Source organism: Halovenus amylolytica, assembly GCA_004015825.1.
GTDB classification, from domain to species: Archaea; Halobacteriota; Halobacteria; order Halobacteriales; family Haloarculaceae; genus Halovenus; species Halovenus amylolytica.
The window spans coordinates 40,685-56,772 of sequence record SAYS01000013.1 but is presented as its reverse complement, the minus strand read 5'-3'; the positions used below and the strand labels follow the sequence as shown (position 1 = coordinate 56,772).

Below are 16,088 nucleotides of genomic sequence, written 5' to 3'. Positions count from 1 at the left end.
TATTCACGCTTCCGGACTCATAACCATCATGTTCTATAATCTTATTTATTCGAACGATTTGGTAGTATAGACAGATTTAATAGGCAGACTGTTCGTACATCTGGGTGAAGACGACCGATACCGCTGCTCACTCGACGGAGAACGTCGCTGCAGTGGTCGGTCGTAGTCGGATCAAACGATGACGGGACAACAACAGGCACCGACTGTAGGACAGCTGCCAACTCCAGCGAGTTCGGAATCACGTGTACCGACGTTGCTGACACGGATTGTGTGGGCACTCTTCGTTGTGAGTCTCGGCGTGGCGGCCATATTTGGCTGGCGTGGCGACGGCTGGGAACTGACGGGACTGCTCGCAGTCGATGGATTGACTGTCGTGATGTGGGTAACAGTCACCTTCTTCAGCGGGATCGTCCACAGCTATTCGCGGCGGTACATGGCTGGTAACCGGACGATCGATCGGTTCTTCGGACGCGTGTTTGCGTTCACGCTGATCGTAATGGTGCTCGTCGCCGCCGACCACATCGCCCTGTTCGGGGCCGCGTGGCTCGCGATGGGACTCGTGATGGCCGGACTGATCGGTCACGCTGCGGATTGGCCGCAAGCACAGGCTGCTGGCAGGCTTGCACGGCGGCACTTCCTCACGAGTAGTGGTTTGCTCGCAGTCTCACTAGCGACGCTGTGGTGGCAGACCGGGTCGACGACTGTTTCGGGACTCGCCGACTCTGTCGGAACTGTCTCGTCGGCGGTCGTCCTGTTCGCAGCCGGTCTGCTGTTGCTGGCGGCGATGATCCAGTCGGCGCTCGTCCCGTTTCACGCGTGGCTACTCTCGTCGATGACCGCCCCGACACCGGCTTCGGCGCTGATGCACGCTGGCTTCGTCAACGCCGGCGGTGTCCTGCTGGTTCGCTTCGGGCCGGTGGTCACGATCGATCCCGGATTCATGATCCTCGTCGTGATTGTCGGCGCTGCGAGCGCGCTACTGGGCAAACTCCTGAAGACCGTCCAGACGGATATCAAATCCAAACTCGGTTGCTCGACGGTCGGACAGATGGGCTTTATGATCATGCAAGTCGGGTTAGGGTTTTTCGCAGCTGCGATCACGCATCTCGTTTTGCACGGATTCTACAAGGCCTATCAGTTCCTCTCCTCGGGAAGTCAGGTCGCACACGAAACGCCGAGAAAGCAGACGACTTCGGGCTCGGCAGGTCTCGTCGGTCTCGCCGTGGTTGCCATCACCGCCCTCGCAGGTGGCATCCTGTTTGCCACGCTCACTGGCAAGGGGACTGCGGTCGATAGCGGTCTCTTGCTCACGCTGCTTGTCGTCCTGACGGTGCTCCACGCTGCCCGTGATATTGTCACCGAGAGCTCACTTTCGGCGACGATCCGGTACGGGGCCGTCCCGCTGGTCGCGTTGCCAGCGATCGCTGTCTACGCGGCTGTCTATCGAGCGATCGAGGCGCTGCTGGCCGATCTCCCTGCTGCCGGTCAGGCGGCAGAACTGACGGTCGCGCACGGAATCGTTGCCGTCGCCTTCCTTGCCATCTACCTGGCCGTCGAAACTGGCGTCTACAAGCACAGTCAGCGTCTGTACGTGGCGCTATTGAATGCTACCCAGCCGCCATCGCAAACCCAGCTCACTACAACGGAGGAATACAATGAGTACTGAATCAGCTATCGAGGAGTGTATCGAAGATGCAGCAGATGCAGTCGGCTCCGTCTGGCCGCTCCACTCGTTTGTGACGGCCAACCCGCTCGCTGGATTCGAGGATCGGCCGTTTCACGAGGCCGTCGCCGACGCCGAACAGTTACTTGGTGGGGACGGCTACCCCAGTGCTGACCTGTTTCATCGCGCGTGGGAAGCCGGCCAGATCGATCCAGCGGTTTTGCGATCCGAGTTGGAGAGTCACGGCTACGACACTGACCCCGAAACATCGCTCGACCGAATGGCGTCTTCGGAGTCGGTCGACTCGACAGCGACGACGACATCTGATCGTGTCGATGCGATCCTGACGAGGTGGCTGGCAGCATTCCTCGATCAGGGGCAGGCAGAGTGGCCAATGCCAGACCGCGAGGATGGATTCTACGACGCATTCCGTTCGGTTGCTCGCTACGACCGCCACATCCCGGACAACAGCTCGATCGCAGAACTCCCCGACAAGCCGACCGATACGATCCGTAACTGTGTGGCCGAGTACCAGACCGACCAGTGGGGAGATATTTTCGAGCGCCAGCTGGCAGCCCTCCCAGGCTGGACGGGATTCATCAAGCAACGTGCTGCCGCCGAGGACGCCTGGCAGACTGAATATCCGATTACGCTGGCAGGATATCTGGCGATCCGCCTGACACTCGTGGAGCTGTTCGACGCCCCAGTTGCCCCTGCTGACAAACCCGCCAGCGAGGACACCATCGAATCTCCGGACGGCGACGTTCCCCTCCCCGAACTCTGGCTGAGCGCGTGGGAAGCGAGCTATCGTTCGGAACTCGTCGATTCGCTCACCGACGAGAGCAGGCAGGTCGCCGAGATGGGAGACGGTGACCGCCCCGATGCCCAGCTGGTCTTCTGTATCGACACGCGATCTGAAATCATCCGCCGGCACATCGAGGCTGCCGGCGAGTACGAGACCCACGGCTACGCCGGTTTCTTCGGGATTCCGATGCGGTACGACGACTACAGTTCCGACGTGACAGTAGATGCCTGTCCGCCGATCGTCGACCCAGCCCACCACGTTGTGGACCGTCCTGATACCGCTGAAAACAAGCGAGTGGAGTACGACCGCTGGCAGGAGACACGCAGGGCCGCAATAACGGCGCTCAAAGATGTCAAATCCAATGCGGCGACTGCGTTCAGTTTCGTCGAAAGCGCCGGAGCCGGGTATGGAACTGCCCTGGCTGCCCGGACGCTGCTCCCAGGACGGTTCCACGACTTCCTCGATCTCACCGACGAGCAGATCCCGGACGACCACGAGTTCTGTGAGCCGACACTCGATCACGACCACGGCTCCGACTATCAGCTCCCTCAGGGACTGACTCTCGAAGAGAAAGTCGAGTACGCCACGACAGCGTTCGAACTCATGGGCTGGGAGCAGTTCGCCCGCGTCGTCGTCTTCACTGGCCACGCCAGCGAAACGGCGAACAATCCGTTCGATTCGAGTCTCGACTGTGGCGCCTGCGCAGGCAATCCCGGTGGGCCGAACGCCCGCGTTCTCGCAGCGATCTGCAACGACGAGGCAGTCAGAGCACAGCTCCGCGATCGCGGGATCGATGTCCCCGAGGACACTGTCTTCGTCGCTGGCGAACACAACACGACGACAGACGAAGTGGAGCTGTACGCCAGTGACGTCCCCGAGACGCACCAGCCAGAGATCGACCAGCTCCGTACAGATCTCGCCGTGGCACGCGAGGGTGCAACCGCAGAACGTGCCGGCGACATGGGATCGGACACCAGCGCCAGCGTTCGTGAGACCGAACGCCGTGCCGCCGACTGGGCGGAGACGCGCCCGGAGTGGGGATTGGCCGGAAATGCGGGATTCGTGATCGGGCCTCGCGAACTCACCGATGGGCTCGATCTCGACGGACGGTCCTTTCTCCACTCCTACGACTGGACGACTGATCCGGATGGCGACGCGCTCGAGGCGATCATGGCCGGGCCGATGGTCGTCACTCAGTGGATCAACGCACAGTACTACTTCGCGACGGTCGACAACGCGGTGTACGGCAGTGGCTCGAAGGTAACCCACAACCCCGTCGGGAACGTCGGTGTCTATCAGGGCAACGGCGGCGATCTGATGACCGGTCTTCCCCAGCAGTCCCTGATGAGCGCAGACGAAGAACCGTACCACCAGCCGCTCCGTCTCTCGACTGTCATCCACGCGCCAGTCGAACGCGTTACAGAAATCCTGGCCGAACACGAGGAGCTAGTCGAACTCCTCGACAACAACTGGCTCTCGGTGACGGTCGTCGATCCAACACGGGATCATCAGGCGATGCAGTACACTGCCGATTGCGAGTGGACTCCAGCGACCGAACAACCTGAAAAGGCTTCAGACCCAGTACCAACCACCCCTGTTGCAGACGACTGAACAGGGACGTCCCAGTGAAATTGAACTCGTTATTCTGGTGGCTATCAGAAACTGAAGAATTTCGACCCGCCGTCAACAGAACTCTCCTGCTGAGGCCTTCGACGGGACCAGCGATGCCCCAGTCCGTGCTGCGTGCTCTTTCAACAGATTTCGAGAGAATAGGAATCAGCGATGGACATATTTGGGCTTGACTGGTAGTATATCTTGTATGACATCAGATCGTGTCATCAACCTGCTTCAGAAGGCCTACGAGGATGAGATGGAGACGGTCATGAACTACCAGACGAACGCGATTGTACTGGACGGCGTCCGCGCCGAAGAAATCAAGCAGAGTCTCCAGCAAGATATCCAGGAGGAACTGACTCACGCCCAGCAACTCGGAAATCGCCTCAAACAGTTGGATTCCCGACCGCCCAGTTCGGCGGAGTTCACGGCTCGGCAGGACTCGTTGCAACCACCCGAGGATTCGACCGACGTGCTCTCGGTTATCCAAGGTGTTCTCGACGCCGAAGAGGGCGCTATCGAGACGTATCGGTCGCTCATCGACGCTGCCGAGGACGCTGACGACCCGGTCACCGAAGACCTCGCAGTGACGATTCTCGCCGACGAGGAAGCCCACCGAACCGAATTTCGGGGTTTTGAAAAAGAGTATCAGAACGACTGAACAATCCTATCTTGATTCAGCGAGAGAATCCCGCCGTTCACGGCGTTGACGAGACGCTTCGCGTCTCGTTCGCACATCAGAAATCAAAGATTTCTGAGGACGGGCGTGAATCGTGTACGCTCCGGTGGGAAACCACCGCGTTACTGCTTGTCTCGAGTCTCCAACGAGACAGGCGGTGAGTTTTACTTTCACCGTGGATGGCTGACCTTCATATTTCACCGACTCGTTGACTCAGACGGCAAATGAAGCGTGTCAACACGTTCGCCGTGCGACCGCTCTCCGACGACGGAGGGCAGGTGCTACGAAAACTGTTGGACGCTTCCGCCGCTCTCTGGAATGAAATCAACTACCAGCGTCTCATGCGCTACAACGACGAAGATGGCTTCGAGGGTGACATATGGGGCGCCGATACAGGCCACCTCGAAGGGAAATACAAAGGCGTTCTTGCTGCGTCTACTGCCCAGACTGTCCGGCGAGCAAACACCGAAGCGTGGCGGTCGTTCTTTCGATTGAAAAAGAAGTTTCACGACGAGTCGAATAATTCAGTCACGGAACACCCGGAACCGCCGGGCTTCCGTGGGAACGAGGACGACGGACGTGTTCTCAAAGGTGTCGTCCGCAAGGACGCATACACTGTCGACTGGGGCGACCGCTCCCGGCTTGAGATGGTCGTCGGAAAAGAACTCCGAGACAGACACAACAGCCCGAAAAGCCGTCTCCGGCTAGAAATCGTTGGTGACCCAAACTGGCCTGACTACGAGGACCAAGGCCGACTAGAGCTGTGGTACGACGAGAGTGATAGCACCTTCCGAGCTTCGCAACCCGTGACTGTTTCTGAGGAGACACGGGAGACTCCACTGGCCGACGAGACGGCCGCTGTTGACATTGGTGCAAACAATCTCGTTGCCTGTACCACGACGACCGGCGAGCAATATCTGTACGAAGGCCGCGAGTTGTTCCAACGATTCCGTGAGACGACGCGAGAAATCGCCCGGTTGCAGTCCAAACTCGAAGACGGCAGGTACAGTAGCGAGCGTATCCGGCGACTGTACCGGAAACGGACTCGCCGTCGTGACCACGCTCAGGAAGCGTTGTGTCGTGACCTGCTGGAACGGTTGTACGAGGACGGTGTGGACACGGTGTATATCGGCGGCTTGACCGACGTGTTGGAAAGCCACTGGTCGGTCAAGACGAACGCCAAGACCCACAACTTTTGAGCGTTCAAGCAATTCACCGAGCGACTGGCCTGTACCGCCGAGGAATACGGTATCTCGGTCGAAGTTCGATCGGAAGTGTGGACCAGCCAAGGATGTCCGCAGTGCGGTTCGACAGACAGAACGACACGGCATCAGGACACGCTCACCTGTCCATGTGGATTCGAGGGGCACGCCGACCTTACAGCGTCGGAAACGTTCCTGAGGCGGCACACAGAGAAAGCAGTCAGGCTGATGGCACGGCCCGTGCGGTTCGAGTGGGACAGTCATCAATGGCGTTCAACTACAGACGCTTCTTCAAATCCCAAAGAACAGCGTACAGACCAGAGTACCGTCCACGGTGACGGGAATGTTGCCTCGGGGGAATCTTAGACCGGCAGAGACTCCTATGGAGGAAACCGCGCCGTCGTCGGGCTTTGCCCGACTGCCTGCGGGATCTTTGATCCCGCTCTGTTCACGGCGCGGAGGATGTCATTCACGCACCGACGTGGCCCGCCGGCGTTCGCTACCCACCAGAGCGGGAACTGCACAGTCGTACAAACGACCCCCACCAGATCGAGAAATGGTTGTCGGTAATCTAGGCGTCGAGGTAGCTCCCCCAGTGGATACCGACGGCATGAGAAGTCCAGCGAGCGCCAGACGTGAGTCAGATATCTCCCGTGGAAACCATCGCTCTCTATCGGTTGGACTGCACACCTGAAACTCCCATCGGTCGGGATTCCTCCGTGGTTACGAGGAGGATATCAATGCCAGCCGTACCCCCATTCCCCTAACACTTCTTCGACGAGTTCTGGATTTTGCTGTGCAACTAATACTGCTGCTTCAAGAACATCCGTTCTATATACATTTTCGTCAAAGGATGATTCGAGTTTATCTACCAACTCTGGGATACCATCTTCGACGTCGTCTCGCAAAAATATTGGACGCTGTTGTCGATCGTCCTTGACTGAATCGCGTGCGTAAATAAACGGGAGAGACTTTTGTGTATCCATTGACTCGTCTGTTGTCTCATTTTCGGATCCGGAAGACTGGCTCGAAGCGTAAGCATCTTGATTGTCTTCGTCACTGTGATCCCCGTTTGCTTCTGTTGACTCCGCTACCTCGTTCGCTTCGTCCTGTGGCTCTTCAGCAAAGGGATCGTCAGTTGAACCTTGTTTCATGCTGGAACCTCCTTCTCTCGGCGGATGTACTCACTGAGGTTATCGAACTTTTCCAGTGTATCTAGTTCGTGATCACGTTCGCGCTCTCTATGCGTCTCAACATACGTGAATGCAGTACACTGCTCGGCCCAGCAGCCTTCGAGCATGGACGACCGTTCACGGAGCGTAACTGGAAGTTCCCAGCCGTCATCACGTAGTTCGTCCAGGAAGCGGTCCTGATCGTTCATCCCCTTGTATCGATTCGGGATGACAGCTAACACGCCGACTTCGATTTCGAGATTATCCTCTAGTCCGGTAACAAGCTGATCCAGACCTTGCACCGACTCGTACCCTTTCCCCGAGGGCTCGAATGGAATTACGACGTGCCGGGTCGCATGTATAGCGTTATGGAGTTTAATATCGGCCGTTGCCGGCGGATCGATAACTAGCGTATCGTACGTTTCGTGGACTCCCGCCTCTCGAAGTACACGAAGCAGTTGTTTGTTTGGATTGAACGTCTCGCCAAAGTCGGCTGCCTCTTCTTCCCGACGGCGAAGATGTTTTGAAGCGTACTCCAGAATATTGTGCGCTGGAATCACGTCGATCCCCTCACTCGTTTTTATCAGCTCTGAGAAGTCCCCCCGGGGTCGATCGATCATGTGTCTGAGGAGACTATCTGCCTGGTCATTATCCCGGTCTTCGTCGACATCCAGGAGGTACGAGAGGGATGCTTCCTGCGTGTCCAGATCGATCATCAGAACCTTACGACCTGCCCGAACTTCTGCTCGGGCGAGATTTGCTGCCAGTGTGGTTTTCCCAACGCCTCCCGCTTCACTGTACACTGTATATGCCAGCATATGCGTTGTGTTAGACTGATAAGCTATAAAGGTAAGTCAGACAAATGAGCTACTCGAGATGGTTATTAAGTATAGCTATGTAGTATAACTAAAACACGTGGCTAAACTGAACAGCTATCATATAACATCATAGCGTGTAACTATTTTATATGGATCTATCCAAAAGTTAAACAATATAGATATACTGATAGGCTATACCATATATCTGTTTTAATTAGCTATACAGACTACCTATACTAAACAGTCAAACTTTAACGCTATTTTGTATAGGTAGGGTATATAGCCATTAGAATATTCTATACTAAATAGCTAATGAGTATGGCTAATCAGACAAGTAAAATTGTATAACTAAAAAATGAAGCTACTCCAAAAAACACACACGAGAGGGAGACACTCAACGGCTCGGTCTCAAACACCGTCCTCGAAGACGTCATCGGTGACTTCGGCCACCTCACCAGCTTCGATATCTGCGTACATCTCCGACGTTGTCTCTGGATCTGAGTGCCTGAGCGCTTTCTGTGCATATTCGAAGGCTGAATCCTTGTACAATTGCTTCCCAAGTCCACGCCGGGCGCCGTGGGGTTTGAGATACTCGTGATCTCCTTCAACATCGATATTCCCCTCCTCACAGAGAGTCTTCAGAATATTCCGCACTGCTGTAGTGGAGATCGATGGTGGTGGGGTTTCAGTCTCCTGAAGAACCGTCATGGCATCACGACCGTCAAGATCGTCAGTGATTGTCTCTCTTGCAGTCTTATAGAGACTTGGCGCATGGGAAGTAGGGAAGACGGGCCAGTCGTCTGTAGGTGGCTCTAGTACTGTCTCGTAGCGCTGGACAGCAGAATGGGCTATCTCCGGGAATTGGACCTCCTCACGCTGTTGATCCTTGCCGAGAACGGTAATAGTCCGACTCTCGTAATCAATGTCACCCCAGTAGATACCGCGTCGTCGATCGTCGTTACTGTCGTGGACCAACTCTGCACACCGGGCTCCGGTGAAAGCTAACAGATAGACGAGTGCCCGATCGCGACACTGTGTAACCGCATCAGATCCATTTTGGTCGATAGCCTCGTGCGCGCGTGCATCAACGAAGCGAAGGAGCTGGGTTCGTTCCGACTCGCTCCATGTCTGTGGTTTGGTACCATCTCCACGGCTTTCGTCCGGGAGTTCATTGGAAACACGGTCCTGGTCAGCCGGATTTACAGCGATCCATTCCCACTCCTCGCAATAAGAGAGGAAGGCTCGAACGAGCGCAAAGTATTGATGAGCTGTCTGACCCGTGATTTTTTCATTGTTGACTCGGTGGCGGAGATGTTGAATCCACTTTCGGAGTAACCACGCATCGACCGCTCCTATTTTACTCACTCCCTGTTTCTCACACCACTGAGCCCAGTTTCCAACGACACGGTCGACCTCTATCGCGTAGTTCCCGGGGAGTTTGCCTTTCGAACGCGACTCTGTGAATTCTGCCAGTGCCTGCTCGATAGTCTTTTCCCGGGAAGAAACGCCCTGTCGGCTGGAATCCACCATGTATGCTTACCAGAGGGCGGCATCCCACTTGAATCTACTTTCCCTTAGAAGAGTAAGGCAAAGTAAATACCGACGCATTTGTGTGGCACCTAATCTGCCGCTGTCTTGCGGTTCCATAGTTTATAAACCATATAATGATATATGAAAAATAAGGGCGTGAAGTTGAGACTACACTGGCTAGAGACCTGCCAGAATGTACGATACTGGACGAACTGCGTTACCGAACCATTCCTAAATCAGGAATCTGTCGTCAATTTTACCGACTCGTTCCGAGTTTGGTTCATATACCACAGCTTGACCGCGGACCGAGACAGTGCTGCTGCTCACAATTTCGCTGTTCAATCGATAGAGAGAGTCTGGCTAGCCGATTCCCGACTGCTGTTTCAACAGCGTGAGCGTATTATCGGCAGTCACGAGCGGTGACCGTTCGTACTCACCGGTCAATTCGACTTGGACGAGCAGATCGACGGTCCGCCAGATCGAGTACAGGAGACAGGCAAACGCGAAGTAGAAGAACCGCAACACGAAATTCTTTGACGTGGTCGCGGCCATGAACCGCTTAATCGATCTATGGGTAATGGTGGGTAAGACTGATATAGGCGTGGGCAATAGTGGGTTGTGAGATGAAAGTTGACGCCGACAAACTCCAGACGAACGAGACCGACGACCGGGGGCGGGTGTATCTCGGGACTGAGTACGCGAACAAGCGCGTCACAGTGGCTGTCGTCGAAGTTGAGTCCGAGGCTACTGACGAGGAGGAACTGGCCGCCGCGTATCGTGAGGCGTCCGAAAGCGCCAGTGAACTTGCCGACGAGTGGGACGTGGCTTCGGATGAGGCGTGGTCGGGACTTGATGGATGAGCGACGACACCGAGATTCGGCGCGGTGATGTCGTTATCGTTCGACTCGATCCTGCCGAGGGGCACGAAATGCGAAAAACGCGGCCTGCGGTGGTGGTTCAGAATGATGTCGGGAACAGGAACTCGAACACGACAATCGTCGCACCGGCGACGGGGACGTACAGTGGCTATCCGTTCGAGGTTCTCGTGGAAGCGTCGGACTCACCGTTCGAGAAAGACTCCTCCGTGCGGCTCGATCAGATTCGAGTCGTGTCTGTCGAGAAGCGAATCCATTCGGTGGCTGGCAGTCTCGATGACTCGACGATGGGCGAGATCGACGACGCGCTCAAATTGAGCCTCGGACTCGACTGATCGAGAGACCCATTACTGTTTGCTCCTGTGATATCTTTTCAAACCCTTGCATGATCGGCCAGGGCGATAAAGCCAGGTGAAGCACATAGCGAGTGTACTTTTCGGAGGTTTCTGGCAGATTGTTATTTCTCGCCATCCCGGATGACCATCACCTTGACCCGATATACACCGTCAAAGTCGCGGAGCCGGTAGGTGAGGTTACGTACCTGCTCGGCTGGTCCCCGACAAAACAGTGATTCGAGGCACCAGTCTCCTTGGTGCGTATGACTCGTGTTGAGGATCACATCTTGATACTCGTGTTGGACTGCGTGGAGTTCCTGTATCACCTCGTGGTGGCGATAATCGAACGCGATGAGCGCGACGATCTCCCCGCTTGTCTCTTCGAGACGAGAGTGAGACTCGATGAACTCCAGCATCGCTTCCCGGACAGCTCGCGACCTGTTTTCGATATCCTGCTCTTTCCAGACTCGATCGAACTCTTCGACGACTTCGTCTGGAATATTGAAACTCGTTCGCATAGCTATTGGCTCGTCGTGTTTGTACAAGAGGGTCTCGTATTACGATGGCCCCATTTCGGTATTAACAACCGTTATTCACGTTGGTAGCAGATTCTCAACCGTGATGTTACACGGCGAAGGACTCGGTCTCTTCCTCGGGGCAGTCGCGCTCGGTGCGGTTCACGGTATCGAACCGGGTCACGGGTGGCCTGTCGCCGCCTCATACGCGCTCGATCAGACGAACAAGTGGGTGTACGGGTTCGCGGCGAGTTTCATCATCGGCGTCGGCCACCTTATTAGCAGTATCGCGATGGTAGGGGTGTTCTTCTACGCGAAAGACTACTTCAAGCTTACGCAGGTCAACGAGCCGATAACGATACTCGGCGACATCCATATCGGTGGGCCAGTCAGTCTCGTTGCCGGTGTCCTGCTCATCGTGCTTGGGATTCGTGAATACTCCCACGGGCATTCGCACGGTAGTCGTGATGCTGACGGCCACTCCGAGCATCACAGCCACGACCATCAACACGATCGGAACGAGCATTCCAGCCATTCTCACGAGCAGGGCCATTCACATGACCACAACAATGGACTATTCACTCGTTTGAAAGGATTCGTTCCCTTCGTCGGTGGACGCTCTCACTCACATGATGAACCCGAAGAGACCGCTGACCGTGGTCTCCTTGGGATCGCGTGGTTCGCGTTCGTACTGGGGTTCGCCCACGAAGAAGAATTCGAGATTATTGCGCTCTGCGCCGGGTCAAACCACTGCCTCAAACTGATGAGTGCGTACGCCCTCACCGTCATCGCGGGTATCGTTGGACTGACAATGCTGTTGATTGCAGGCTACCAGCACTCCGAGGAGAAAGTCGAGCGGTACACGCCGTACCTCCCGACGTTTTCGGCAGTTGTCCTGATCATCATGGGAGTTGGTTTCATCATCGGAGTATTCTGATACTGGTGGCTATACATTGGTAAAAATATTTGACCCCCCGGAGGGTCGAAAGTCGTCAGTTTCGTATAGCCACCAGTATGACGTTCGGAATCCACCACAGCCGTGGTCAGTAGCGAAAGCGTCAACGGAGTCTTCTGACTGACAAAGAGGACTGGTTGGCGTATCTGTGCGTTCACCGATAGCCGGACGGGCGACGTGTCCGTACTGCGAGAGTGTGGACACGATCAAGAAGGGAACGAAGAGGAGGGTGCTCCACGCTATCAGGGAAGAACTGTACTAGAATCTTGAATGATCCCACCGAGACTGTCTTTGCAGAACACCAGCTTTCTCTCCCACAAATGTTCCATATCGGCAGCAAAATTGAAGCACACAAAACCAACAATATCCATCAGATATTTTCTATTAGAACATAATACTTGGGTTACATTTATTTCGACTTTCTTAGTACAATGTTAGTAGGGAGAAAATGACAGCAATTCAGATCGACAACCTTTCCAAGCAGTTCGGAGATGTCGTCGCAGTCGATGGACTCGATCTAACGGTCGAAGAGGGAGAGATATTCGGTTTTCTGGGCCCGAACGGGGCCGGGAAATCCACGACGATCGACATCATCCTGGATTTTACCCGGCCGACGTCGGGATCAGTTTCGGTCCTCGGACACGACGCCCAGCGGGAAGGGCTGGCGGTCCGTCGGCGGACGGGTGTCCTCCCGGACGCATACCACGTTTACGACCGACTCACTGGGCGGGAGCATCTCGAATTCGCCATCGAGGCCAAGGAGGCCAACGGAGAACCCGAGGCATTGTTGGAGCGTGTGGGGATTGCCGATGCAGCGGACCGCAAAGCGGGCGGCTACTCGAAGGGGATGCGCCAGCGACTCATCATGGCCATCGCCCTCATTGGTGATCCTGACTTGCTCATCCTCGACGAACCGTCGACGGGACTGGATCCAAACGGCGCTAGAGAGATGCGTGAGATCATCCGTCAGGAGAGCGAGCGCGGGACGACCGTCTTCTTCTCCAGTCACGTCATGGAGCAGGTTGAAGCGGTCTGTGACCGTGTGGCGATCATCAACCGGGGCCAGCTCGTCGCCGTGGATACGATCCAGGGACTCAGGGAAGCCACCGAGGCCGGTGAAACACTCTACATCGAGGCCAGCAGGATCGACGAGGAAATCGTGGGGCGAATTCAGCAAATCGACGGCGTCACCGGCGCGACGATCGACGACGATCGGATCCGGGTTCTCGTCGGCGACAGATCGAAATTCAGAGTGCTGGAAACGATCGACGACTCTGTCGTCCAGGTGGAGGATTTCTCGGTCGTCACGTCCTCACTCGGTGATCTGTTCAGCCACTACACGACCGACCAACAGGAGGTCACAGCATGAGAGTGCTCACTGTTGCGAAGAAGGATTTCAAAGACGCCGTCCAGTCACGGGCGCTGTGGTCGCTTGTGGCCGTCATTGTTCTGGTAATGGTGTTCGTCACGTACGGCTATACACAGATTCCGGAGGCGTTCGGGCCAACTGACGAGGCCACGTTCGGTGGCCTGCTATTTTTCACGGATGGTATCCTCAGTCTCTTCGTCCCGCTCACAGCGCTTGTGGTCTGTTACAAAGCACTGGCAGGCGAGCGGGAACTGGGGAGCATCAAAATTTTGCTCTCACTGCCGCTGACACGGTCGGATGCGTTTTTTGGAAAATTCATCGGCCGAACGGGCGTACTCGGGGTTGGCATCGGTGTCGGATTGACCATCGGATTCACACTCGGCGCGGTGTTGCTCGGGTCTGTCGAGGTTGTTCCGTTGCTCGTTTTTCTGCTCCTGACACTTGTGTTCGTTGCAACCTACGCGTCGATCATGGTGAGCCTCTCAGCTGTCACCGGGTCGACGACGCGGGCGACGACACTCGCGGTCGGTTTTTTTGTTCTGTTCGAGTTGGTCTGGGATGCAGTACCGATCGGTCTCGTCTACGTCGTCGAGGGATTTTCACTGCCAGCTACACTCCCAGATTGGGTATTTCTCGTAACACAGGTGTCACCGTCGACAGCGTATGCAACCTCGCTGATCGCGCTGCTTCCGGACGTGGCCGCCGAGCTGGGTGCGAGCGTCGTGGTCGGGTCAGGTGACGTAGACCCGAGCAGTGCCGAACCGTTCTACGTGACAGCAGAAGCCGGGTTGGTTTTCATCGCGCTGTGGCTGGTCGTGCCGCTGCTCGTCGGCTACTCCAACTTCAACAGGTCTGATCTGTGAGACAGAAACAAACGGCTGTTGAGGACTGGTCGCCCCAGCGGACATTGTTTCGACGATGGAGGGGCTACCGAGTTGTCCAGCCTAGTCGAAAATCGTTGGTGTGACTAACCTCGCTGCTCGTCGTCCCTGTCATCCTCGATGCCTGCTTCGTCGTCGAACTCACTGGTCTCGACCTGTTCATTGTCGTTCTGTGCACGACTCTGCAAGAGCAGATCAGTACCGGCCGCGGCGACCATACCGACACCGAGAGCGCGTAACTGTCGGAGATACGCCGGCTTCGCCTCGAGTTGTGAGGCATTGTCGAAGTTCTTGCCGATCATATTTTTAATCATCTTTACACTTATCTGTGGGAGGAGTGCGGTCACCAGTCCCTGCAGGAGTACAAACGCTGCGCCGAACGTGCGGCTTTTTTGACTATGCATCACACTTTCATCTATGTACCGGACAGGGTTTAATATTGTGAAAAATAAACTACACTGTAATACAGAAGCCATCTCTGAGAATTTTTCGAGCCGTTGCAATTTTATCTCGATTATAGTATTGTATTATATCCTCAACGCTGGTATTATACGTCTGGCGACCGGAGTCTGTATATGAACCGGAATGTTGGCTCGGTAGACAGCACTCTCAGAACGGCAGTTGGTGCAGTTACGGGAACGGTCTCGATTGCAATTCTCACCGGGACTCTCCCGTTTCCGACAGGGCTCTCTCCAGTGCTAGGAATTGTTGCGATTATCATGCTCGCTACAGCAACGATGGGAACCTGCCCCATCTACTCGATGTTCGGCATCGACTCCTGCTCGTACAACTCCAGTTCGCCGTAACAACCAATGAGTACAGGCCACCGACATCCCAGAGACACACGGACGCTTGCAACACAAGGCGCAGGGGCGCTGGCGATCGCGCTAATTGTGAATCTAACTCTTGGCTGGATCGCGCTCAGCCAGAACCTCGTGGAGTCGACGGAATTTTTCCACTATCCGGGTATCGTGGTTTGGACCCTGCTCGGGATGGCTGGCGCGACAGTGGTGTATGGGGTGCTGACGCGCCGGTCGGCGACCCCAGACCGTACGTTCGTCCGGATTGCCGCCGTCGTGTTGGTACTGTCCTTTATTCCCGACATCGGGCTCGCACTGTTTACCGAGAGCGTGACGACGAGCGAGGCGATCGGGCTCATGATACTCCACGTCCCGCCGGCAGTCGTCGCGGTGCTGGTATTGCCGGAGCGTCCGCTAGGCCGGTAGTTTGCAGGGCAGCCCGCTCATGTGAACTGCCTCGGGGCTTGATCACGAAGCACTCGGCCTGTTCCGCCTGTAAACGGAACCGACACTGACTGCTAGATATACCCCTGTGTCAGTCCAACCCCCGAAATTTTCGAAGCAAACCATCACGAGTCGGGTGATGAGGGGACAGCACGTATTTTGCAGGTTGCTTTCCTCGTGTAGTCTCAACTACACTCGATCGGCGAGAGTGTGACTTCCCCGGTGACCCACGAGGGATTGAACGTGATGACGATAATATACATATAGTAGTGTAAAAAATGCTATAGTAAATAAAAATAATATTTATACAGTAGTAAAACTACATATATTCATGTTTACTCCTGTGCTGGGATCAAATTATTGGGTGGAACGTAGATTGACCACAGTCAGGGCGTTATCTAGCCCGTTGATCTCGGATCATCGTATTTTCG

At 55.6% G+C, this 16,088-nt stretch carries 15 protein-coding genes and 2 pseudogenes; 11 read left to right on the top strand and 6 right to left on the bottom strand.

The features are described from left to right. The first annotated feature begins 178 nt into the window (after window positions 1–178). The 4 genes and pseudogenes from EOW68_RS10920 (at window position 179) to EOW68_RS10905 (ending at window position 6,329) form a co-directional block, all read left to right on the top strand. Window positions 179–1,666, top strand: a complete 1,488-nt coding sequence (locus EOW68_RS10920) for a proton-conducting transporter transmembrane domain-containing protein (RefSeq protein WP_128225198.1) — start codon at window positions 179–181, stop codon at window positions 1,664–1,666. Further along, a complete protein-coding gene (locus EOW68_RS10915; RefSeq protein ID WP_128225197.1) occupies window positions 1,656–4,079 on the top strand; it encodes a DUF2309 domain-containing protein in 2,424 nt (807 codons plus the stop codon). The genes EOW68_RS10920 and EOW68_RS10915 overlap by 11 nt, the downstream gene beginning before the upstream one ends. Window positions 4,080–4,287: 208 nt before the next feature. Further along, window positions 4,288–4,743, top strand: coding sequence for a ferritin-like domain-containing protein (locus tag EOW68_RS10910; RefSeq protein ID WP_128225196.1), 456 nt, complete (start codon window positions 4,288–4,290; stop codon window positions 4,741–4,743). 242 nt (window positions 4,744–4,985) lie between these two features. Beyond that, a pseudogene (locus tag EOW68_RS10905) lies at window positions 4,986–6,329 on the top strand (RNA-guided endonuclease InsQ/TnpB family protein). Between the two features lie 371 nt (window positions 6,330–6,700). Here EOW68_RS10905 and EOW68_RS10900 read toward each other — a convergent pair. The 4 genes and pseudogenes from EOW68_RS10900 to EOW68_RS10885 form a co-directional block, all read right to left on the bottom strand. Continuing rightward, the gene (locus EOW68_RS10900) at window positions 6,701–7,117 is read right to left on the bottom strand and encodes a DUF7970 domain-containing protein (protein ID WP_128225195.1); all 417 of its coding nucleotides are present in this window, start codon (window positions 7,115–7,117) and stop codon (window positions 6,701–6,703) included. After that, window positions 7,114–7,953 carry a ParA family protein gene (locus EOW68_RS10895; protein ID WP_128225194.1) on the bottom strand — a complete coding sequence of 280 codons (840 nt, stop codon included), beginning with the start codon at window positions 7,951–7,953 and terminating at the stop codon, window positions 7,114–7,116. The genes EOW68_RS10900 and EOW68_RS10895 overlap by 4 nt, the downstream gene beginning before the upstream one ends. A 408-nt stretch (window positions 7,954–8,361) precedes the next feature. Beyond that, a complete protein-coding gene (locus EOW68_RS10890; RefSeq protein ID WP_128225193.1) occupies window positions 8,362–9,483 on the bottom strand; it encodes a tyrosine-type recombinase/integrase in 1,122 nt (373 codons plus the stop codon). Window positions 9,484–9,843: 360 nt separating this feature from the next. After that, window positions 9,844–10,056: pseudogene (locus tag EOW68_RS10885) on the bottom strand (transposase); the annotation flags it as partial. A 50-nt stretch (window positions 10,057–10,106) separates the two neighbouring features. On the opposite strand from EOW68_RS10885, the gene EOW68_RS10880 reads away from it, so the two are divergent. Next, window positions 10,107–10,343 carry a hypothetical protein gene (locus tag EOW68_RS10880; protein ID WP_128225192.1) on the top strand — a complete coding sequence of 79 codons (237 nt, stop codon included), beginning with the start codon at window positions 10,107–10,109 and terminating at the stop codon, window positions 10,341–10,343. Further along, window positions 10,340–10,693 carry a type II toxin-antitoxin system PemK/MazF family toxin gene (locus tag EOW68_RS10875; RefSeq protein WP_128225191.1) on the top strand — a complete coding sequence of 118 codons (354 nt, stop codon included), beginning with the start codon at window positions 10,340–10,342 and terminating at the stop codon, window positions 10,691–10,693. Before EOW68_RS10880 ends, EOW68_RS10875 begins: the two co-directional genes overlap by 4 nt. 122 nt (window positions 10,694–10,815) lie before the next feature. On the opposite strand, the gene EOW68_RS10870 is transcribed toward EOW68_RS10875, so the two are convergent. Further along, complete coding sequence (locus tag EOW68_RS10870; protein WP_128225190.1) at window positions 10,816–11,211, bottom strand: CopG family ribbon-helix-helix protein; 396 nt, start codon at window positions 11,209–11,211, stop codon at window positions 10,816–10,818. Between the two features lie 103 nt (window positions 11,212–11,314). On the opposite strand from EOW68_RS10870, the gene EOW68_RS10865 reads away from it, so the two are divergent. From EOW68_RS10865 to EOW68_RS10855, 3 genes are all read left to right on the top strand, one after another. Beyond that, window positions 11,315–12,145, top strand: a complete 831-nt coding sequence (locus tag EOW68_RS10865; protein ID WP_128225189.1) for a sulfite exporter TauE/SafE family protein — start codon at window positions 11,315–11,317, stop codon at window positions 12,143–12,145. Window positions 12,146–12,611: 466 nt separating this feature from the next. Continuing rightward, window positions 12,612–13,532 (top strand): ABC transporter ATP-binding protein, encoded by a 921-nt coding sequence (locus EOW68_RS10860; RefSeq protein ID WP_128225188.1) that lies wholly within the window; start codon window positions 12,612–12,614, stop codon window positions 13,530–13,532. Then, window positions 13,529–14,395 carry an ABC transporter permease subunit gene (locus EOW68_RS10855; RefSeq protein WP_128225187.1) on the top strand — a complete coding sequence of 289 codons (867 nt, stop codon included), beginning with the start codon at window positions 13,529–13,531 and terminating at the stop codon, window positions 14,393–14,395. Before EOW68_RS10860 ends, EOW68_RS10855 begins: the two co-directional genes overlap by 4 nt. 104 nt (window positions 14,396–14,499) lie before the next feature. On the opposite strand, the gene EOW68_RS10850 is transcribed toward EOW68_RS10855, so the two are convergent. Then, window positions 14,500–14,820, bottom strand: a complete 321-nt coding sequence (locus tag EOW68_RS10850) for a hypothetical protein (RefSeq protein ID WP_128225186.1) — start codon at window positions 14,818–14,820, stop codon at window positions 14,500–14,502. Window positions 14,821–14,988: 168 nt separating this feature from the next. On the opposite strand from EOW68_RS10850, the gene EOW68_RS10845 reads away from it, so the two are divergent. Further along, the gene (locus EOW68_RS10845) at window positions 14,989–15,219 is read left to right on the top strand and encodes a YgaP family membrane protein (protein WP_128225185.1); all 231 of its coding nucleotides are present in this window, start codon (window positions 14,989–14,991) and stop codon (window positions 15,217–15,219) included. A 6-nt stretch (window positions 15,220–15,225) separates the two neighbouring features. Next, window positions 15,226–15,639: a DUF6069 family protein gene (locus tag EOW68_RS10840; protein ID WP_128225184.1), complete on the top strand. Its 414-nt coding sequence runs from the start codon at window positions 15,226–15,228 to the stop codon at window positions 15,637–15,639. Window positions 15,640–16,088 lie beyond the last annotated feature (449 nt).